At 38.2% G+C, this 23,125-nt stretch carries 12 protein-coding genes and 1 tRNA gene; 8 read left to right on the top strand and 5 right to left on the bottom strand.

From position 1 onward, the window contains the following. Window positions 1-72: 72 nt before the first annotated feature. The 4 genes from PL9631_RS21650 to PL9631_RS21665 all read left to right on the top strand — a co-directional run bounded on the left by PL9631_RS21650 (window position 73) and on the right by PL9631_RS21665 (window position 4,353). Window positions 73-2,367 (top strand): ribonuclease R family protein, encoded by a 2,295-nt coding sequence (locus tag PL9631_RS21650; protein ID WP_083623555.1) that lies wholly within the window; start codon window positions 73-75, stop codon window positions 2,365-2,367. Between the two features lie 101 nt (window positions 2,368-2,468). After that, window positions 2,469-3,173, top strand: coding sequence for a LapA family protein (locus PL9631_RS21655; RefSeq protein ID WP_083623557.1), 705 nt, complete (start codon window positions 2,469-2,471; stop codon window positions 3,171-3,173). Window positions 3,174-3,292: 119 nt separating this feature from the next. Beyond that, window positions 3,293-3,802, top strand: a complete 510-nt coding sequence (locus PL9631_RS21660) for a shikimate kinase (RefSeq protein WP_083624299.1) — start codon at window positions 3,293-3,295, stop codon at window positions 3,800-3,802. Between the two features lie 119 nt (window positions 3,803-3,921). After that, on the top strand, window positions 3,922-4,353 hold the full coding sequence (locus PL9631_RS21665) for an NUDIX domain-containing protein (RefSeq protein WP_083623559.1): 432 nt from the start codon (window positions 3,922-3,924) through the stop codon (window positions 4,351-4,353). A 25-nt stretch (window positions 4,354-4,378) separates the two neighbouring features. On the opposite strand, the gene PL9631_RS21670 is transcribed toward PL9631_RS21665, so the two are convergent. Beyond that, window positions 4,379-4,451: transfer RNA gene (locus PL9631_RS21670), tRNA-Phe, on the bottom strand. A gap of 188 nt (window positions 4,452-4,639) precedes the next feature. Here PL9631_RS21670 and PL9631_RS21675 point away from each other — a divergent pair. Next, window positions 4,640-7,177, top strand: a complete 2,538-nt coding sequence (locus PL9631_RS21675) for a phospholipid carrier-dependent glycosyltransferase (protein ID WP_083624301.1) — start codon at window positions 4,640-4,642, stop codon at window positions 7,175-7,177. Between the two features lie 29 nt (window positions 7,178-7,206). On the opposite strand, the gene PL9631_RS21680 is transcribed toward PL9631_RS21675, so the two are convergent. Both PL9631_RS21680 and PL9631_RS21685 read right to left on the bottom strand, forming a co-directional pair. Next, window positions 7,207-8,004, bottom strand: coding sequence for a pentapeptide repeat-containing protein (locus tag PL9631_RS21680; protein WP_083623560.1), 798 nt, complete (start codon window positions 8,002-8,004; stop codon window positions 7,207-7,209). A gap of 82 nt (window positions 8,005-8,086) precedes the next feature. Then, window positions 8,087-10,477: a DNA phosphorothioation-associated putative methyltransferase gene (locus PL9631_RS21685; protein WP_083623562.1), complete on the bottom strand. Its 2,391-nt coding sequence runs from the start codon at window positions 10,475-10,477 to the stop codon at window positions 8,087-8,089. Between the two features lie 104 nt (window positions 10,478-10,581). On the opposite strand from PL9631_RS21685, the gene mrdA reads away from it, so the two are divergent. Beyond that, window positions 10,582-12,369: a penicillin-binding protein 2 gene (mrdA, locus tag PL9631_RS21690; RefSeq protein ID WP_083623564.1), complete on the top strand. Its 1,788-nt coding sequence runs from the start codon at window positions 10,582-10,584 to the stop codon at window positions 12,367-12,369. 110 nt (window positions 12,370-12,479) lie between these two features. Further along, on the top strand, window positions 12,480-13,400 hold the full coding sequence (locus PL9631_RS21695; protein ID WP_083623565.1) for a metallophosphoesterase family protein: 921 nt from the start codon (window positions 12,480-12,482) through the stop codon (window positions 13,398-13,400). Window positions 13,401-13,492: 92 nt separating this feature from the next. On the opposite strand, the gene PL9631_RS21700 is transcribed toward PL9631_RS21695, so the two are convergent. Continuing rightward, window positions 13,493-15,892, bottom strand: coding sequence for a response regulator (locus PL9631_RS21700; protein ID WP_197046464.1), 2,400 nt, complete (start codon window positions 15,890-15,892; stop codon window positions 13,493-13,495). 8 nt (window positions 15,893-15,900) lie between these two features. Then, the gene (locus PL9631_RS21705) at window positions 15,901-21,954 is read right to left on the bottom strand and encodes an ATP-binding response regulator (protein ID WP_083623570.1); all 6,054 of its coding nucleotides are present in this window, start codon (window positions 21,952-21,954) and stop codon (window positions 15,901-15,903) included. A gap of 304 nt (window positions 21,955-22,258) precedes the next feature. On the opposite strand from PL9631_RS21705, the gene PL9631_RS21710 reads away from it, so the two are divergent. Further along, complete coding sequence (locus PL9631_RS21710; protein ID WP_083623572.1) at window positions 22,259-23,122, top strand: DNA adenine methylase; 864 nt, start codon at window positions 22,259-22,261, stop codon at window positions 23,120-23,122. The last annotated feature ends 3 nt before the right edge of the window (window positions 23,123-23,125 follow it).

Consider the following 23,125-nt stretch of genomic DNA (forward strand, 5'->3'; position numbering starts at 1 on the left):
CACTCATTTAACACTAAATATCCCATCCCTAACACCCAAAACCTGATTCTGACAAAGAGGATTAATCGCTACATGGAATTTTCAATCGCTACACTGTTAGCCTATTTTTCCGATGATAAATTAGTCACGCCCAAGGCTTTAGAGAAAAAACTCGCCCCTGACGAGGAAAGTCTCCGAAGGTTTCAGATTGCCTTGGATGCTTTGGAACGAATTGGAATTCTGGAAAAAGATAAAGGTCGTTATCGACGAATTCCCGAAGAAGGAATTGTCGAAGCTAAACTGCGATGTTCCAGTAAAGGCTTCTGTTTTGCCATTCAAGACACCGAAGGCGCCGAGGATGTTTATATTCGTGAAAGTCATCTGAGTACGGCTTGGAATGGCGATCGGGTTTTAGTTAGAATCATTAAAGAAGGCAGTCGCCGCCGTTCTCCCGAAGGAGAAGTTTATGTGATTTTAGAACGGGCTAATCCTTCGGTTTTAGCCAGAATTAAACAATCCAAAACCGGCTATCGGGCAGTGCCTTTAGATGATCGTTTATTGTTTGAATTAGACCTAATTAATGAACCCTCGGAACTAGCCGGGGCGGTGGATCATTTAGTTCATGTCGAAGTCCTGCGTTATCCCATTGGTGTCCATCGTCCCCTGGGTCACGTTGTCCAAATTCTGGGTTCCGATGCCGAGGATGCCGATGATTTAGATATTGTTTGCTGTAAACACGATTTACCCCGCAAATGGCCCGCCGGAGTCCTACGGGAAGCCGAGGCGATTTCTAGTACCTTGAAAAAAAGCGACTTAAAAAATCGGGTTGATATTCGCAATGTCTTAACCATGAGTTTTGAACCGGATTTAGGGAATCCTGAATTTTCGGTTTTGGAAGATGAAGAAAGAGCCAAGCGCCTCCCCTGCATCGATCATGCCTTTAGTATTGAACAAACTAAATCCGATCATTGGCAGTTAGGAATTCATTTAGCCGATGCGGCTCACTATATCCTCCCCGATAGTGATCTTGACCGAGAAGCGCGCAAACGGGGAACGGCGATTCATTTAGCGGATAAATTAATTTCGATTTATCCCGAAACCATTTCTTGCGATCGCTTGGCTCTAGTTCCCAACGAGGAACGATTGGCCCTGTCGATTATGATCACCTTAGATATGGCCGGACGGGTAACGGAATACGAGATCCAACCCAGTGTGATCCGGGTTGATCATCAACTCAGTTTTGACCAAACCCAGGCTATTCTCGATGGTGAACCCTCACCTTTTGCCAATGTCCTCGAAAACCTCTTAGAACTGAGTCGGGCAGTACGGCAAATTCGCCTGGAACGGGGGAGTTTTGAACTAAATTTACCCGATAGTCATTGTCACTTTAATGATGAAGGGGAACTCGGGCCCATTGTTCTCTCCTCTTTATCTCCCGCCCGGGCGATGATTTCGGAATTGGTGGTATTAGCAAATCAAATTGTCGGCAGTCATTTACATACCTTGGGTGTTCCGGCCATTTACCGCGTCCAACCGCCCCCAGAAGCCTCTGATGTCTCGGAGTTAGCTAAATTAGCAACCCATTTGGGGACGGAATTATTTTTAGAGGAAGACGAGGAGGTCGAACCGGGGACGTTCCAACAATTTACCGAAGAATTAGCCAGTAGTCGGGCGGAAAGGGTTTTGAGTTATTTATTAGAAGAAACCCTGAAACCGGCGGTTTATAGCACCACCGCTAAACTTCATTTTGGCTTGGCTCTCCCCTGTTATACCCATTGCACCTCGCCCCTGTCTCGCTATTGCGATTTACAGATTTTGCGGGTACTCAAAAGCGTGTTTGAGGAAGGACGCGATCGCCGTTCCACCCGGGCCAAGGAACGGGTCGATTTAGGCCATTCTTCCTGTCATGGGAAAATTACTTGGAATGTGCTCCCCCCGGAAATTCAGCATGAGTTAGAAAGTCAGTTTAACCAGTTAGTGATTCATCTGAGTGAACGGGAAAGCGTGGCGGTGGATGCGGAGGAGGACTTAGAAGGACTCAAGAAAACCGGATTCATGAAGGAACGCACGGGTCAAAACTTTATTGGGTTGATTACGGGGGTTCAGTCCTATGGGTTCTTTGTGGAAATTGAGGTGAAGTCCCCCGGAGGTACGGTTTTACGGGTGGAAGGACTGGTTCATGTTTCCTCCCTCAAGGATGACTGGTATGAATACCGTTCTCGTCAACAAACCTTAGTCGGTCGCAAAAATCGCAACCAATACCGTCTTGGGGATAATGTCGAAGTCCAGGTAAAAAGTGTAGACTACTATCGTCAACAAATCGATTTAGTCGCGGTTGGTGGCGGTAGTGAGGCGACCGAGGATAACGACGAACCCTATTTTTCCTAAATCTTAACCGTTTATACCGTAGGGGTTGGGTCTGGTCAACCTCTACGCTCAAATACCATAATCCATTCGTAATTCGTAATTCGTAATTCGTAATTAATAAAATGTCTATTACACAACTAATTAGTTTACTGATTCTGGTGGGAGGTTTGGCGATCTTTACGATCCAAAATCTATCGCCCTCTCTGTCTTTAATGTTTTTAGGTAATCAACTGCCTACTTTACCTCTTTCTGTTTGGATTTTAATTGCGATCGCCTCGGGAATATTAACCTATTTAATCATTCATAATTTATTTAAAATTGATCATCATCAGGTTAAACCTTTTTCTCCCTCTAAATCTTCTTCTGAAACCGTTGCTAAACCCCCCCTAGACCCTGTTAATCAGTCTTCTTGGGGTTATACTCCCGAACCCGTCGAACCCACGCCAGAACAGGTTTATACGGCCTCTGGTTCCGTGAGTTCTTCTGAACCCGAACCTCGTCGGAGTCGTTTTGCGGATGATGATGATTGGGAAACAGAAGTACAACCCTTTGACCCTGCTTGGGAGACAGAAGGCAGAAACACCGGGGAAAAACCAGCCCAAACTGCAACTGAGTCCGATTCATCCTATGCCTATTCCTACGAAGATCGAGATTCTAGTAGTACCGGAGTGGGGAAAGTTGAAACGGTGTATGATGCTGATTATCGAATTATTACGCCGCCTCCCAAAACAAAAATTCAAGATGATATTAAACCTCAAAGTTATAATAATTATGATCAAGAAGATTGGGGATTAGAAGATGAGGAGGATCGATCTAATCTTCGCTAAAATTAAGATTTATCGTTGAAAATTTGAACCATAAAATGATATAATTAACGGTTAATTTGCCAGGAGAGATAACAATTGTGCCCGCAGATTTAAAAGGAATCAATATCTATTTAATTGGGATGATGGGGTCGGGGAAAAGCACCGTTGGCCGATTATTAGCCAAGCAATTAGAGTATAAATTCATGGATACCGATGACCTAATTAGCAAAACAACTAATCAGTCTATTACTGATATCTTTGCCACGGAAGGAGAAGCGGCTTTTAGGGATTTAGAGTCTAAAGTTTTATCGGAAATTTGTGCCTATAAAAAATTTGTAGTGGCGACGGGAGGAGGAATTATTCTTAAACAAATGAATTGGAGTTATCTCAGACACGGGATTATTATTTGGCTTAATGTTCCGGTTGAAGAACTCTATAACCGTTTAAAAGAAGATCAAACCCGACCCTTATTACAACATCCCGACCCATTACAACAATTACAAACTATATTAGAAAAACGTCAATCTCTGTACGCTCAAGCCGATCTCGAAATTAAAATTAATCCGGGGGGTGTCCCTCAACAAGTTGTCACCCAAATCTTAGAAAAAATTCCCACTATTTTAAAACCTCAATCCCATGGTTTAAATTAATTTGAGACTGATAACTGATACAGACGCGCCATGACAGAGACGCGCCATGGCACGTCTCTACAGATATAGCTCATTCCCTGTTCCCTGTTCCCTGTTCCCTGTTCCCTGTTCCCTGATTTATGAATTATCGCAATCCTGCTCCTACCGTTGATATTATTATTGAATTAAGCGATCGCCCAGCCAGACCGATTGTATTAATTGAACGCAAAAATCCGCCCTTTGGATGGGCAATTCCTGGGGGATTTGTGGATTATGGAGAATCCGTCGAAACCGCCGCCATTCGGGAAGCCAAAGAAGAAACGGGATTAGATATCGAATTAATTGAACAATTTTATGTGTATTCCGATCCCAGTCGAGATCCCCGTCAACATACCCTGAGTGTGGTTTTTTTAGCCACGGCGATCGGTGAGCCCCAAGCCGCCGATGATGCGAAACATTTAGAACTTTTTGAACCCTGGAGAATCCCGCAAAACCTCTGTTTTGATCATGATCGGATTCTCAAAGATTACTGGCGTTATCGCCATTACAAAATTAGACCGCCACTGAGTTAATCAGTAACGGTCTAATTCTTTAGGATGCCAGGAGGGAGACTTGAACTCCCGACACGAGGATTTTCAGTCCTCTGCTCTACCGACTGAGCTATCCCGGCTCGTTTTCACTTTTACTAATCTAGCAAATATAATCGAGTTTGGCAACCCCTGGCGGAGAAATTTTTTCTAATCGGAATTGAGCATAGTATTTTATTGTAGGGGTTTAGTCTCCAAACCCTTTGATTAATTGACTTTGGAGATTCGGCCCTCGGGGTTGGGTTCACAAATCTTATTAGGAAGCACAACGATGAAGCACAAGAAACCCCCCGCAGAACTCCTTGGGGTTGGCTTAATTTGGCTGGTGGTGGCGGTGAGTGATCGCCTATGGTTTAGGATGGATCGGTCTGTTCCGGCTTGGGATCAGGCGGATTATCTGAATGAGGCGTTAAATTATTGGCAAGTTTGGCAACAACCCCAATGGTTTTCCGGGGACTGGTGGACTCAGATGTGGATGATGTCCCCTAAAATTCCGCCGTTGACCTATTTATTAACTATTCCCTTTCAGAATATATTAGGCACTGGATCGGATAAAACTAATGCAGTTCATCTATTATTTAGTGCTATTTTATTCGGTGCAGTTTACGGTTTAGGAACCCTATTATTTAACCGTTCTGTGGGATTTTGGGCGACGGCTATCTGTGCAATTTTACCCGGACTTTATCACCATCGGTTACAATTTCTGCTCGATTATCCGTTAACCGCTATGGTGACATTAAGTTTCTATAGTTTGACTTTATGGTGGGTTTCTGATCTTGATAATTCCGATAAAAAACTAACTAATTCTTGGCGGTGGTCTATCCTATTTGGGATAACTTTTGGATTGGCTATTTTTATCAAACAAACGGCTCTTTTTTTCTTGTTTACTCCCCTATTATGGGTGACAATAGGAATTTTAAAAAAACGTCAATGGAATAGATTTTTACAATTATTTGTAGCATTATTATTATCAACAGCAATTATTTTTCCTTGGGCGAGAACCAATTGGTTATTAATGTTAACTTCAGGAAAACGAGCCACTCTTGATTCTGCGATCGCTGAAGGTGATCCGGCTTTAAATACTTTAGATGCTTGGACATATTATTTTAAATTACTTCCCGCCCATGTTTCTTTCCCCCTATTAATTATTCCGATTATTGGTCTTTTATTCTATATTATTAAACATTATTCTTTGTCTTGGGATCAACACTATCATCCTTTTTATCATTTCTCAAAATTACAATTAAACTGGATATCCTTAAAATGGTTAGGGATATTTTGGTGGGGAGGATATTTTATTTCTTCGTTAAATATTAATAAGGATTTTCGTTATACCTTGCCCTTACTCCCAGTTTTAGCAATTGTTTTAGCCTATTTTTTAACCTTATTTCCTCAAGGTTGGGGCCGACAAATTCGGTGGGGAACTTTGGGTTTAGGGATAATATTAATGATGTTTAATTTATGGCCGATTGGGAATTATCCGGTTAGACAGATCATGAGAACTTTAAACCCAGGAAATCAACATCATGTTTATTTAGGAAATCCTTGGCCTCATGAACAAGTAATTAGCGCGATGATTTCATCACAACCCTATTTAAAAAGCAATTTAGGAGTATTACCTTCAACGCCAGAAATTAATCAACATAATTTAAACTATTATGGTTCCTTAGAAGGTTCTCAGGTTCACGGGAGACAGGTGGGAACGAATAAAAAGAATGTTTTACAGGATGTGCGATCAATGTCTTGGTTTGTGACTAAAACCGGACAACAGGGCTCAGTAGATCGGGTTCAGGATGCTCAAGAAATGACCATGCAAACCTTAGAAACCAGTCCCGAATTTAAGCTAAATAAACAATGGCTATTACCCGATAATAGTTTTTTAAATTTATATGAAAGAATAATTCCCTTTGTAGAAGTTTTACCTCTAAAAGAATCGATTCCCAAAATAGAGTTAGAAAGGGTTTTAATTCCGTCTCAAGCTCCTCCTGGGGTTCCGGTTCCAGTTACTTATCAATGGCGAGGATCGTTACAGGAATTGCAGCAGGGAATTGTGATTTTAAATTGGAAGTTGACTAACCCTAACCCTAAAGGTTTATCGGTTTTGATTCATGATCATGGGATAGGAATGGGACAATTATATGGGGATGCACCGGATCAAAGTTATCAAGTTACAGAACGAATGGCAATGCTTCCCTTGGTTAATCTGATCCCGGGAAATTATCAATTAGAAGCTACTTATTTGAACCGAGAAACGGGGGAAAGCTACAATATTAAGACCCCTGATGTTAGCTTAAAAATTGATCCTAAAGCTCCTCCTGTTGTCGCCCCAGAGTTGGATTTAGTGACGCAGTTAAGATTATTAATTGTGAATTTACCCGCAGGAATTAAGGGGTTAGATCCGATTTTTGCTCAGGTGGGAAGAATTAACCAATATGATCCGACTCAAGATTATACTATTCAAGCGGAAAAAGCCTTAGAATATCGGTTAAAACAGGAACCAAATCGATTAGATTTTGCTTATAATTTGGCTTTGGCTAATGTTTTACAACAGGATGCTGAAGGTGCGATCGCAGCCTTAAAAATAGTCACTCAACTTGATAGTCAAAACCCGAATGCTCATGCCTATTTAGGGTTTGTTTATCTGTATAATTTACAAGCAAAATTAGCAGAACAAGCCTTAAAACCAGCGTTAGAGTTAAACCCCAATCAACCTGAATTTAAGATTTTAGCGGGGGTTTCTCAACTCCTACAGGGGAATTTTATTCAAGCTTGGCAGAATTTACAAGTCTTGAATAAAATTAATAGTTAGGTAGAGATTGATCAGGAGATAATTAATTCCTAATCTAATATAGCCCCGCGTTCTTTGAGGTTCAGTTTAGCTTCGGGAGAAAGTCCGACTACAGCGACAAATTTAGCATTTTCGACAATAGTGTCGGTGAGATAAATTCCACTTAAATTAGAACCGCTTAAATCCGCATTACTTAAATTAGCGCGGGTTAAATTAGCTCCAATTAAGTTAGTTTCTTTCAAGTCTGCATAACGTAAATCCCTTTCAATTGCTCCTTGGGTGACAATTTCTTGAACCAGTCGCCATTTGTCACTCAGTTGGGTGGTTTCATCAATTAAGGTTCCACTTAAATTTGCCCCCCTGAGATCGGCTCCTAAAAGGTTAGCACTTTTGAGATCAGCCCCAATTAAATTAACTCCAGTCAGATTAGAGTTGGTCAAAACTGCCCGGGTCAAATTAGCATTAATTAATTTAACATTAGTTAGATTAGCCCCGGTTAAATTTGCCCCAATTAATTTAGTATAAATTAAGTTGGCTCCACTTAAATAGGTATTAATTAAATGGGTGCGGTTGAGATAAGCACCAACTAATTTAGCTCCATTCAGATAGGCGCGGCTCAGATCCGAACCACTTAAATCAGCACCACTTAAATTAGCATTAATTAGGTTAACTCCGGTCAAATCGGCTTCGCTTAAATCCGCTTCTTGCAAGTCGGCATTAATCAGATTTGCTCCACTTAAATCGACACTACTTAAATCAACGCCATTGAGTTGAATCCCAATTAAGATAGCGCCTCGAAAATCCCTTTCCCCGTAGGTATATTTTTCTAGTAATTGTTTAATATCCATTGTTTAATGTTTAATCTAATTCTTGTTACCCTGACTCGACAATAAATTGGCTATTGATGAACAAAGATATCGGGGGTAAAATCTATAATTTATTCCGATTCCGACGAGCAGAACGTAATAATTTCACCCGATAAGGATCAGCATCAGTACGCCAGTAGACACGATAACCCCTGATTTCTGCACAATGGTCTTCTAAACATTTTAACCAACCCAGGCGCGTTTGAATCAATCCAAAGTTATCGAACAGTCCCCATTTTTCCTCTTGGTCAGAGAGTTTTACCAACTGTTGATGGTGGGGATAGTCTGGGGTAACTAAGGTGTGTTTGCGATGCAAAATTGGCGGGTTGGGGCCATCATAGGTTTGATAGCTAACATGAAGATCCCGCAGGTCAATTTGCATACAGTTACTCAGGGTCGGATGGGTTTCCAGATCAAAATCGGGGGAAAATAAATAGGAAATTTTGGGAGTTTTGATATGAAACTTAATTAAGTTTGCCCCTTCAGGACGACCCAGGGTTTGACTAGCACATCCTTCATAGAGTCGCAGTAATGGAGAGAGTTTTTCCAGTGCGCAAATATGAATCCAGAGGGAATTGGCTCGTTTTTGACCTACTTCACTGTTTTGGCAATGGTTGGCAATAATTTTAGGATCACCCAGAGTATATAACATTAAATCTGCTAAATCACAAGATTTTCTATAACTACCGAATAAACCTTTTATATCATTTTTCATTGCTTCTGAAAGTTGAAACAGTTTCGGACGGCGACTAAATCGACTTAAGGCAATATAAACCAGTAAATCTTGACGGCGTTTATGGGCGATCGCATCCCATTCTTCGGGATTTGTAACTTGTAAAATAATTTGAAATGCTCGTTTCAAACTGCCAAATTCCTGTTGAAGTTGTTCGGCTTCTGGAAGTTCGGTTTCCACGGGTAAACGACCGCGATCGCTGATAAATTCAATTAAAGGTTGCAGTAATTCTTGATAATCTTCAAACCGTTTCAAACTTAAACGAATTCGGGGAGATGTTAACCGAGAATGGAAGCGATCGGCTCGAAATTTTTCGGCTTCGCTCTCATCTCGAAACACAATATAAACCCCTAAATCTAAGGGAATTGCATCAACATTTAAGACCTGATCAATATAAACTTTGAGTTCTTCCTGTTGATAATATTTTTGAAAGGTATTGCGACTGGTAATCACCCCATCGCCATAAACCATAATTCCTTTTTCTTGGGCATCTACTAATACTTGGGCTGCAACAATTAAAACTTTTTGAGCTAAATTCCAGGCTTGACTTAAGGCTTCCCGTCGTTCGTTTTGACATTCAATTACATTAATCACATACCCCAAATTCACAATATCGGATTCTATTTGGGGAGTCTGGGGAGAATAATAAGGGTCCCATCCGCTACTTGTATACCCCTGTTCAGCTAACCGTTGAATATCTCCCCCATATCCACAACCATAATCAAAAAAAGTGCTATTTTCTTGAAATACTTCCGCTTCTAGGGCTAAACGCACCGGACGGGATAAATGTTTACGGGGAATGGCGGCGCGATGGCGTTCAATTTTGGGTGAGAAATGTAAGGCATTTTCGGAATTAAATTCGGTTAAATTATTAGTTAGTTCTGAAAGTTTCATCACCCGATGATCATGGATTTCTACCCCGTGTTTATGTAAGTGTTGTTGCCAACCTTTGCGAGTTCCAATGGTTCGGTATAAACGGGTTTCTGAGTTAATAAATTCTTGGCGGGATGAAAGTTTAGGCGTTTCTAATAATCCTAATCGTTCTTCGGTTTTGGTGAGTTGTTTAAACTTTTGGTAATTGGGATAATTTGTAGTAACAAAGGTTTCTTTTCTGTGTAAAATCGGAGGATTATCACTATTAGAATAATCCATAATATTTACCTGTCCGGTTTTAACATTGACTTGAAAACTCGCTGTTAAGGCAGGATGGGGATCTTGATCAAAATCAGGATAAAACAAATAAGAAATTAATGATTGATTGGTATGAAATTTAATCAGAGTAAAGGGTTTTAAGGAAGGCAAATAAAAACGACTTAATTGTTCGTATATTCTTAATACAATATTTAACTCGCATAAAGCTGAACGATGAATATATAAAGCGTTGGGTAATTTTTTGCCTAGGGGACTTTGTTGGCAATATTGAGTGATAATATTCAGATTTTCAACGGTTATTAATAATTGATTAATTAAAATACAGGTCTGTTGATAACTGCCAAAATAGTTAGCAATTTCTTGTTGAATTTGTGGAGAAAAATCCTGAAAAGATTTCAGACGGGGGGGAACTTGTCTTTGTAGAGCTTGTACCGCTAGAAACACCAGTAAATCATCCCCAACGGACAAATCACAGTTGGGAAAATTCTGTTGAGTTAAAACCTCAGAGGTGGTAAGGGCTTCCCAAGAGTAACTCTGGGGAGGAAAAACAAGATGATGACTATGACTCATTCATCTGACCCCCATGAAAACGTGGCAGTTTGTTCTGATTTTAAAGCAAGAAACAGGAATTAAGAATTAAGAATCATAAAGTTTAACTAAAGAAGTTGTCAACTATGACTAGCGAATCCCTGTTTCCCCATGAATCTCCCTATCTGACAATCCCAAAACAAGAAAACTCAATCATCCAACGCCGTCGCCGTCACAAAGCAGTCATTTTATTATTATTAATCGGTAGTTTTTTTTGCAGTTTAGGAATTAAACTGGTACAGTTACAATTTGTCGAGGGAGAATATAATCGTATTCGGGCAGAAAATAACCGTTTACGCCTGATTTCTGTCCCGGCTAAACGGGGTCAAATTTTGGATCGAAAGGGGAATTTATTAGCGGGAAGTCAACTCTCTCGTTTTGTATATTTATGGCCGCAAGAACAGTCTCCTGAACAATGGAAAATCACGGCGGAACAACTCCATACTATTTTAAATGTTCCCGCTTCTGAGATTCTACAAAAATTAGAAAAAACCGGATATCGCTCTCGAATTCCCGTGAGAGTCAGTCCTAATCTTTCCCCTGAAATGTTTATTGGTTTAGCCGAAAAAGTGGAAGATTTACGCGGTGTTGAAGTCAGGGGAGAATCCCGAAGAAGTTATCCCAATGGCAGATTAGCCGCTCATATTTTAGGCTATATTGGTGAGGCGACACCGGAAGAATTAAAAGCAAATCTTGATTATCCGATGGGAATGATGGTGGGAAAAATGGGGGTTGAAAAATTAGTAAATTCCCAAATAGAAGGAGTTTGGGGAAACCGATTAATTGAAGCGAATGCCAAAGGCCAGGAAATTCAAGAGTTAGGACTACAATCTCCTAAACAGGGTAAATCGGTTCAGTTAACCCTAGATTTAGCATTACAAAAAACTGCCGAAAAAGCCTTGGCAAATCGTCGCGGGGCGGTGGTGGTTTTAAATGTCAAAACCGGGGCTATTTTAGCCTTGGCTAGTGGGCCGACATTTGATCCCAATTTATTTACAAATCAAGTTACAGATAAGGACTGGAAAAAGCTACAAAGCACTGAACAACCTTTATTAAATCGAGCGTTGCAAGGTTATCCCCCCGGCAGTACCTTTAAGATTGTCACCACGACGGCCGGAATTGAATCGGGGAATTTTTCCATTACTTCTAAAATCTCGACTGCTACATCAATTAAAATTGGGGGAATTTCCTTTTATGAACATGGAAAGGGTTATGGTATCATTGGATTTAGGGAGGCTTTAGCATTTAGTAGTAATACATTTTTCTATCAAGTTGGGGTAAAATCGGGGCCGGAAAATATTTCTAAATGGGGCAAAGAATTAGGCATTGCCGGGACAATTAATTTAGATTTATTGGGGTTAGATGGGGCAAATCAAGGGCAAATTCCTACTCCTAAAGAGAAGGAAAAATTATATGATGAACCTTGGTATATTGGGGATACGGTGACGATGGCAATTGGTCAGGGTTTAGTCTTAGTGACGCCCTTAGAATTAGCTGTGATGGTTTCTACAGTGGCTAATAGTGGTTGGCGAGTTCAACCCCATTTATTAACATCTCAAACTAATACAATCCAAACAAAACCGATTAAAACCAAAATTTCTGCATCAACTTTAAATCTGATTCGGGCTGGATTAATTGATGTGGTGAAAAAAGGAACGGGACGCAGTTTAAATGATGGTTCAATTCCTTTAACTGGAGGAAAAACAGGAACCGTTGAAATGCCTGGACACCCTGATAATGCCATGTATGTGGGGTTTGGGCCTGCCAATAAACCAGAAATTGCGATCGCTGTTTTGGTCGAAGCCGGAGGATATGGGGCGGTTTCTGCGGCTCCAATTGCTCAAGACATTTTCAAAACCTATTTTAGTAAATAAGTTTTTTCAGTTATCAGTTATCAGTTAAAATAAGGCAGTGTAATGGGTAAATGACCTAAAAACTGATAACTAACAACTGATAACTGATCACTGATGACTGATTTACACTTATGCCTTTAAAAAGACGTCAATTTCTGTTACTAGCCAGTTTGAGTGCTGCTAGTTTTATCGGATTAGGAACGACTAGAAAAATTTTGACCGCCTCTGAGAGTTCCCATCTAAAAATCCCCCAAGACAAAGGCTATGATATGGCATCTATTCCTAATGGGAAACCCCTATTTCGTTTTGTTGCGATTGGAGATGCGGGAACCGGAGAAACAGGACAATATGAAGTCGCAAAGGCGATGGTTCGCTATCATCAAGATCATCCTTTTCAAGTTGTTACTTTACTCGGAGATAATATATATACTAATGGTGAAATTGAAAAAATTAATACGGTTTTTGAGAAACCATATCAACCTTTACTGGAAAAAGGGGTTAAATTTTATGCCTGTTTAGGAAACCATGATATCAGAACAGAAAATGGTAATCGACAGGTAACGTATCCTTTATTTAATATGCAGGGTCGTTACTATACATTTGAATATGATCCGGTACAATTTTTTGTTTTAGATGCGAATAATAATGCCGATTGGGAAAAACAAATACCTTGGTTAGAAGACCAACTGAAACGGAGTCAAACCCCTTGGAAAATTGTTTATAGTCATTTTCCGATCTATTCTTCTGGATTGTATGGAGTCAACCCAGAATTAATTAATCGCTTAACTCCTTTATTTAAAAAATATGGGGTGCAACTTTATATGAATGGTCATGAACATAATTATGAACGTACTAAACCTATTGATGGTACAACTTATTTGATCAGTGGTAATGGGGGGGCAAGTATTCGACCTGTAGAACCTTCCGAGTTGACCGAAAATGCCGCCTCAACCCTTGGATTTACTGCCATTGAGGTTTATGCTGATCAGATGTTTATTCAGGCAATTGATACTAACAATCAAGTGTTTGATCAGGCAATTATTCGTTTATAAGCAATAGTAAACACTAATCAGTCATCAGTTTATTACCCATTCGTAATTCGTAATTCGTAATTCGTAATTCGTAATTCATAATTCATAATTACCTATTTATCAATAACCAGCAAGGCTAAAATTTTATCAAACTCAAAGTTATAGACTAAAGTGGTTATAGCTTCGGTTAAAACCATATTTTCAGGGGGGATTTGTTTGACTAAAATTAGAATGCCACTATCACTACATTGGGAAGCATATTCATGGAGTTGTTTGATCCATTTAGGTGGCATTTTTCCTAGGTGTAACTTGATGTCTTCCGTCGGTAAAGTTGCTGATTTTTGTGAATTTCTAAGTTCCCTATTTTCTCCCTCTTGATAAATATATTCCAGTTTGAGATATTGCTTAACTTTTTCTAAAAGTTGTTCCCTTTGGAATGGTTTGCGAATAAAATCGTCACAGCCAGCTTCCAAAAGCATCGCCCTATCTTCTTCAAAAGCACTAGCCGTCAGCGCAATAATTACGGTATTGTGGGCGAGGAAATCGGCTTTAATTATTTGGGTGGCTTTTAATCCATTCATCACAGGCATCCGCATATCCATAAAAATTAAATCGGGTTTCCAAGTTTGGCAAAGTTCGACCGATTGGAGACCATTTTCTGCTTCCTTGACCTGAAAACCTACGCCATTAAGAATTTCTGATAGCAGTAAGCGACTTTCTAAAACATCATCAACAGCCAATATTTTATAGCTGGGTTGTTGGGGTGCTAAACGAAGGATAGGGGGGTGAAAAACTGAAGAATGAAGGATTGTAGATTCCACCCGTTGCACTAATATTTCAAAGGTAAAAATTGTTCCTTGATTGACAACACTTTGTACCGTAATATCTCCCCCCATCAATTGAATAAATTTACGGCTAATGGCTAAACCCAATCCGGTTCCTTCATGATGTTTGCGCCCCGTTTCTGTTTGGGCAAAGGCTTGAAATAAATGGCTGATTTCTTCTGGGGAAATCCCTAAACCGGTATCTTCTATCTCAAAAATTATCATCAATTGATCAGATGTATTTTCGGGTTTTAATTGAGCCCGCAGGGTCACAGAACCTATTTGAGTAAATTTGAGGGCATTGCCTAAAATATTGAGTAAAACTTGACGTAATTTTCCCTCGTCGGTGCGGACAAACTGAGGAATCTCAGGGGAAATTTCAAAAAGTAGATTTAATCCTTTTTTTACCGATTGAATTTGTAGAATATTTTGTAAGTTATTGAGAAAAGAAATAAGATTAAAGTCAGTTTTATTTAAGGTGACTCTACCCGCTTCAATTTTAGACATTTCTAAAATATCATTAATTAATTCTAAAAGATGACTCCCCGCCCGGTTAATAATTTCTACATAACGTTGATAGTCTGGTTTGAGAGATAAATCATGATTCATTAATTGGGCAAAACCTAAAATCGCATTCAGGGGCGTTCTTAATTCATGGCTCATATTCGCCAGAAATTCACTTTTAGCTCGGTTAGCAATATCAGCAGCATTCACGGCTTTCTGTAGGGCTGCTTCTGCTTTTTTACGCTCGATAATTTCAGCTTTGGCTTGTTCAAATAGAGTGGATTGTTGCACCGCGATCGCTAACTGAATACTAATGTGTTGAATTGATTCAATTTCTGACTGATGCCACTTTCTCGGCTTTTGGCAATGGTGGGCGATCAGAAATCCCCAAAGGCTTGAATCTTTGACAATAGGAACTAATAGTTTAGCCTGAACTTTTAACAAGCGTAAAATGTTGTTTAAATCCGGTGTGATTGTGGCTTGATTAATGTCTTCAATTAAAAAGAATTTTTCTTGATAATCATCATATTGAAACTCACCTATAAACATTTCTTCGGGAAAAATTTGACCTTTAACACTTGGCCATCCCGGTTCCACTGATTCCGTAATCGCGCTGCGATTTCCATTCGGTAAAACTTGGTAAATTAACACCCGATCAACAGATAAAAACCGTCGCACTTCTTCAACAGCCGTAGTCAAAATATCTTCTAAATTTAGAGAAGATCGAATCCGTTCTTGAATAATATTCTCCGCTTTAAGTAAGGAATTTTGTTGAGTTAAGGCTTGAGAAAGTTTCCATATTTTTAGCTGATTTTCAACTCTTGTAGCTAATTCTTCTAACTCAAAAGGTTTAGTAATATAGTCATTACCTCCAACGGAAAAAGCCTTAACTTTATCAAAAGTTTGGTCTTTGGCACTAATAAAAATAATGGGGATTTGACGAGTTTTTTCATGACTTTTTAATTGGGAGCAAACTTCATATCCATCCGGTGCAGGCATCATAATATCAAGTAAAATCAGATCCGGGGGGTCTTCTAAAGCGGATTTAATTGCAAAGTTGCCATCCCTGGAAAGTCGGACATTATAGCCCCGACTACTTAAAAACGTATCTAATAAACGCAAATTATCGACCGTATCATCTACTACTAAGATATTGGCGCTTTGTTCCCCGTTAAAAATACTCATTTTCGCATTTATTTTTGTACTTTGGCTGATTGAATTAAATCCCATAGTGTGGAATGGTCAAAATCATCAACAAACCTCTGTATCGCTTCGGATAAAACGGGGTCGTTGGCACTAATCTCTTTTGAAATGGACTCGATTAAACTGGTATTGAGGCGGATTACAGCCTGCTCTAATTGATTGATTAACTCAGGGGTCAAAGCCCCTAAACGGGTTAATAGGGACACTGACAAAATTTCGGGATTAGGATTGATAGAATTTGAGGTTTCCTCTAATGGTAACTCCCCTCCACTATAACCCATTTTAACGTCAATTTGTCCAGAGATAGCTGCAAAAATATCTGCTTCTGAAAAAGGTTTACTGATCAGATAATCATAGCCCATTGCTCGATTTTGATCGGAGTCTGGATCAAAAAGACTGGCAGTAATCGCAATAATTTTAACGGGTTTAAAGGGTTCTAATTCTGCTTTTTCTCGCTCTTTTTCTCGAATTTTCTGGGTGACTTTATCTCCTTTTTGGGTCAGCATTTGTACATCAATTAAAATTAAATCAGGTTGCCAAGTTTCCCAGGTTTGAATCCCCTCGATCTCGTTGCTTGCTTCCCTAATATCTAAATTCAAAGGTTGCAGGAGTTCAATCAGCAAAAGTCGGGTATCGGGATGATTGTCAATAATTAAAATTTTATGGTTTTGGGCATCGGGTTCTAAGGCAATCACTTGACTATTATTTTCTGAGTTTTCTAAATCAGACCCCGCCATGGATTGATAAGGAATATTAACCTTAAAAATTGTTCCTGTTCCTACTTCACTTTCCACGTTGATTTTTCCTCCCATCAGTTGAATAAAATGATGACTAATTGCTAATCCTAAGCCCGTTCCTCCTTGCACTTGCTGTCCAGCTTTTGTTTGAATAAAAGGTTGAAAAACTTTTTCCAAGTCATCCGAAAAAATCCCACATCCTTGGTCTTCAACTTCAAACTCAAGGGAATTTTGAGGGTTTATTAGTTTGAGTTTAGCGCGCAAACTAATCCGACCAAACGAGGTAAACTTAAAGGCATTACTGAGTAAATTAATTAAGACTTGACGTAACTTAATCTCATCATAAAATACCGTCTCTGGAAGATCGGAACCGTACTCCAAAACAAAATCCAATCTTTTTTCCCGCGCCTTTAAATCAAACATCTCTTTTAAATTTTTCAGAAAGTTAAAGAGGTTGAAATTCAGGGGATTTAGGGTAGTAAATCCCGATTCAATTTTAGCCATATCCAAGACATCACTAATTAATGCTAATAGATGTTCGGCACTACGATGAATAATCTGAATCTTTTCTCGGTGTTCTGAGCTTAAATCCGAACTTTTTAGCAGCACTTGAGTAAAACCAAGAATGGCATTCAACGGCGATCGCAATTCATGACTCATATTTGCCAAAAAGGTACTTTTAGAGTCGGCGGCGGCTTCTGCTTTTTGTTTGGCGATCACTAATTCAGCCGTGCGTTCTGACACTTTGGTTTCCAAAGTTCGATTAGATTCTGCTAAATTTGCATAAAGTTTAGCATTTTCAATGGCGATCGCAGCCTGGGTTGATAAAAGTTTTAATATTTCTAAACGATCTCGGGTAAATGCACCCATCGCCAGATTATTTTCTAAATACATAATACTGGTTAGTCGTCCTTGATTAATCAACGGTAAACAGAGAATCGATTTAGACTGTTTCGCCCTAATATAAGGATCACTGATAAATTTTCCTTCGCAACTCGCATTTTTTAAAACAACGGTTTCTCCTGTATTAATAACATAGTTAATAATGGAATGAGCCACCAAAAAACTTTGATCGACTGAAATAGATTGTAATACCTTAATTGCTTTAGAATCGGCTGAACCTTCGGCTTCAATCAACCATTGATTTTCGGTTTTTACAATTAAATATCCCAGTTGCGCCCCAGCATTTTCAATCAAAATTTTCATTAAAATGGTAAGCAATTTATCGATTAAAATTTCACCCGAAATCGCCTGGGATGCTTTAATCACCGCAGCTAAATCTAATACTTTATCCGATTGGGTTCCCGTTGTGGATTGAGAATTGATATTCAGGGTATGATGAATATTTGTGATTGTGGATAAAGAGGAAATTAACTGGGGATATTTAGTTTCTAAATCGTCAACTTTTGCCTTAGCTCCCCAACGCTTGTAAAGATAGTGGGCTTCTTTCATATAAGTTTGAGCAATTTTTAACCGACCGCGCCCTAAATAAAACTCAGCCGCTAATTCATAGGCTAATGCTTCTTCTTGAATAAATTTATTTTCTGCCGCCCTATGAATGGCTTTTTCATAATAGTCTTCTGCTTCTAGGATTTTTCCCATAACCCGGGATTTTTCTGCCTCGACTAAGTAAAACTTATTCAGGAAATTTGCTGGGGCATGATCAGCCCATTTTTGCATTTTATTTTGATTTTGATTAACTCGATTAATCCAAAGTTCGGTTTCAGAACTTACTGCTGAAGTTAATAATCTTAAATGCACCAAAGAATCATAAAAATAGAAAATAGGAACGACGATCATTCCCATCACACCCTCTAAATGTTGTTCTGCAAGAATAGCATTATCTTGAGCTTGATTATCCTGACCAAATAGATAGGATAAAATCAGTTTATTCAGGTAAAAAAAGTTGATTTGAACTCGATCACTGCTGGAAATAGCCCTGGGAAGTGATAGTTTTTCGTTATAAATATTACCCGTTAACTGTGTGGGATTTTCCGATTCTCCTAACAAGTTTTGAATAGCTTGCCAAAATATGGCAATCCAATTCACGGCGGCTTCTTGTGTTTGGCTAATGGCTTCACTATAACTTGCCATTTCTTGTTCAATATCTCTTAATTCATGACCGACAAAATAGGGACTTACACAAACCCAAAATCCACAGTAACTAGAAAACTCTAATTCTCCATTTTCTAATCCACTATAATAGCCTTCAATAGCAATTGATCGGATTTTCTGACAATGATCTTTCCAAGCAATAATATGACCTGCTAAAGCATCATCTACTTTTGCCTTAATTTTTTGGGCGTTTAGTTTTTTAACTAAATTGGAAGCTAAGATCCCAAATTGATAACCAGACTCAATATCTTCGATAACTCCACATAAAAGAGCACCATAACAGGCATAACCCATGGCGGATTCCGTGGTATTGCCATATTGGATTGATAAATTAATCTGTGATGTAGTTACTAACAAGAATAACTCAGGATCGGAAATATAGGCTGAGGCGGTTATACTTGAAAGAATATACATCGCTGCTAAGGCTTGAGAATCCACCATCAGAGGCAGATTAATTAAATCTTTGATTTGATATTCATTCAAGAGTAAAGCAGTCTGTTTTAAGCTATTATTAATATCTGAATGATTGGGTTTTTCAGGTAAGCTGATTCTCAATATTTTTAGTGCTTCTAAGCCAATTTTAATCGCGGCTTTGAGGTCTCCTTGAGACACCAATGCTTGAATTTTAGCATCATAAACTTTTACTGTGTCCAGGGCATTTTTAGCCTGATTTAAAATAATATTTCCCCAGGTTTCCATTTCCTGAAAGTCACCCTTGAGATAGGCGACTTCTATGGCCGCTTGATGCAATGCTAAAGTTAAGGGATATGCCGTTTGCCAACTGGTTTGATCGAGGAAGTTTAGCCCTTGATTAAAATATTCGGCCGCGGCTTCATAGGCATTGGCAGATTTGGCTTTTTTACCCGCGATTAAATTCAGTTTTGCGATCGCATTTTCGTCTATTTTTTGTCCTAAAACTGATGCTATATTCTGCCTATTTACCAAACCCAAATTTAAGTGATCAACAATTTCAAAAACTTCCTCAGACAGTATTTCTGGCTGAATATTTTCTAATAATAGACAACCGATTTGTAAATGAATTTCTTGTTTTTGAATAGGGTCAATTAAAGCATAAGCCGCTTGTTGTACCCGGTCATGGGAAAATTTATAATCTTGGATTAAGAGTTGATCATCTAACTCCGAATTAGTTAAGATTAATCCAGATTCTAAGGCAAAACTTAACTCTTTGTAAACTTTAGACGCAGAGCTTTTACTAATGATAGTCAGAGTATTTAAGTCAAAAAAAGCTCCTATACAAGCTGCAAATTGCAAGGTTTCTTGAGTTAATTCTGGAAGTTTTTTAATTTTATTAATCATCAAATTTACAACATTATCTGTAATATTTTGATCTTCAATTTTGTCAATATCCCAGTGCCAAAAACCTTTTGATCTTTTGCCATAAGTAAAACTTAATAGATTTTCACTGTGGAGCATTTTGAGAAATTCATTCATAAAAAAAGGATTTCCCTCGGTTTTTTTCAGGACTAATTCTGCCAAGGATTTTACAGATACAATGTCACCGTATAAAGTATCCGCAATTAGTTGACTCACTGCTTCTAAAGTTAGGGGTTTTAAATGAATATAATTAATTTTTAATTCCGCCTGATTCAGTTGATTAATCATTAGCATCAAGGAATGAGTTGGATGGATTTCGTTATCTCGATAAGCCCCAATGATTAATAAGTTTTGAATATTGCCATCCGTTAGAATGAGTTCAATTAATTTCAGACTAGCCCCATCTGTCCACTGCAAATCATCCAGAAAAATCACTAAAGGATTATCTTTTGTACAGAGGGCTTGAATAAAATTTTTAAAAACAAAATTAAACCGATTTTGAGATTCTTGTAACCCGATTTCAGCTACCGGAGACTGCTTGCCAATGATTAATTCTACATCGGGAATTACATCAATAATCACCTGTCCATTAATTCCCAATACAGTTAATAATTTTTCGCGCCATTGATTAAGTTGTTCGGAACTTTCACTTAATAGTTGTTTAACTAATTCTTTAAAGGCATTGACAACAGCAAAATAGGGAATATTTCGCTGAAGTTGATCAAATTTCCCTGAAATAAAATAACCTTTTTTTTCCGTAATGGGTTGATAAATTTCCTGAACTAAAGATGATTTACCAATCCCGGCATAACCTGTAACTAAAATCATCTCAATTTTATGATTTTCTGTTTCTCCTTTCCTGATTTTTTGCTGTTCCGAAGATGTGACACGGGCAAAGGCAGTTAGGAGTTGATGCACTTCGGTTTCCCGTCCATAAAGCCTTTGGGAAACTTGAAATTTATCCGTAATATCTTGAGTAGCTAAGGGAAAATTCTGGATAATTTTATCTGTTTGTAACTGGTTTAAACAGTATTCTAAATCCGCTTGAATTCCCAAGGTACTTTGATATCGATTCCCAGCTATTTTTTCCATTAATTTCATCACAATTTTTGATAAAACCATCGGAATTGTGGGCTGAATTTCATGGGGCGGAATCGGTTGTTTCGCAATATGACAATGGACTAACTCTAAAGAATCTTGGGTTTCAAATGGTAAGTGTCCGGTCAAGAGTTCATAAAAAGTTACTCCCAAAGAATAAAAATCGGTGCGATAATCTAAGGAGCAGTTCATTCGTCCGGTTTGTTCTGGGGAGATATAAGCTAAAGTCCCTTCCAGAAGATTGGGATTTTTCAGGATGGGATTTTCACGGGTGAAGGTTGTGGAAATTCCAAAATCAATAATTTTTAGTTTTTCTCCCTTGGGGTTAAATACAATATTGGCAGGATTAATATCTTTATGAATAACCCCAGAAGCATGAATTTCTCCCAGGATTTTAGTGAGTTTAATGGCAATTTTTAGAAATTGATCAGTAGAAAAAATATATTGTTTTTCAGGAGTAGAATGATTCTGAATAAATTGATTTAGGGAGGATGCACCAAAATCCTCCAAAATAATCATAAATCTTCTTTGATAAGTTTCTAAACTATAGACTTTAATCACCCCATCTATATTCAGATTTTGGGTGATTTGATATTCTTGCTTATAGCGGGTCAGTTCACTAGAAGTGGGATAATCTTCTTTGAGGACTTTGAGAATTATAGGTTGATGATCTTCTTGACGAATTCCTCGATAGACCACTGAATTACCACTTTGATAAATTTGCTCAATAATTTGATAGTTAGAAATTGGGGTATTCATCTCTTATTGTTGGGCAATTTTATATTTTAGCCAGTATTTCCAGTATGCCAAAGGCTATAGATACTGGTACGGTATGAGCCCCATTCGACTCCGCTCATGACAGGCCCTTCGACTATGCTCAGGAGAGCCTTCGACTTCACTCAGGAGAGCGTTTACAATTTAGATGTTTGACGGCTTAATAACTTATTATAACTCTAATTGATAGAATAAATAAATATTTTAATTTGAAATCAAAATATTGACTAAAATTTCAATTTGAACTAAAATTAAATATGTTAATAAAATTTAAAGGAATTACTGCTCTGTGACGGCGAAAAAAAATCCCCTGGTTAAACCTTTTTTGAAATGGGCAGGAGGCAAACGGCAATTATTACCTGAAATCCTAAAATATATTCCTAAAAATATTGCTAAGACTACATATTTTGAACCCTTTTTGGGGGGAGGTGCACTTTTATTTGAGTTACAGCCTAAAAAAGCAATTGTTAATGATAGTAATGGCGAATTAATTAATTGTTATCGAGTGATTCAAGATCAGGTTGAAGAACTCATCGAGATTTTAAAAGATCACAAAGCCAGAAATTCAAAAGAATACTATGATTATCTTCGTGAAAGAGATCGTTTTAAAAAAGACTATCTTAAATTCTCTGAAGCCGAAAAAGCAGCTAGAATTATTTATTTAAACAAAACTTGTTACAATGGATTATTTAGAGTGAACTCTAAAGGACAGTTTAATGTTCCTTTTGGTCGTTATAAAAATCCCAATATATTAGACGAGGCTGTATTAAGAGGAGTTAATGATTATTTGAATCAAAATACAGTAACTTTTTTAAATATTGATTTTGCTGAAGCCGTTGAAGATGCAAAAAAAGGCGATTTTATCTATTTTGATCCTCCCTATGATCCCGTTTCTAATACCGCTTCTTTCACCGGATATGATGTTAATGGATTTAATCAGAATGAACAAAGACGTTTAAAACAAGTTGTTGATGAATTGACAGAAAAAGGATGTAATGTAATGTTGAGTAACTCAGCCACAGATTTTATTTTAGATTTATATAAAGATTATACAACAAAAATCGTTTCTGCAACCCGCAGTATTAATTCTAATGCTCTTAAACGAGGTAAAATTAATGAGGTTTTAGTGTTAAATTATGATCCCAAACATTAAAAT

This window comes from Planktothrix paucivesiculata PCC 9631 (assembly GCF_900009265.2).
Lineage (GTDB): Bacteria > Cyanobacteriota > Cyanobacteriia > Cyanobacteriales > Microcoleaceae > Planktothrix > Planktothrix paucivesiculata.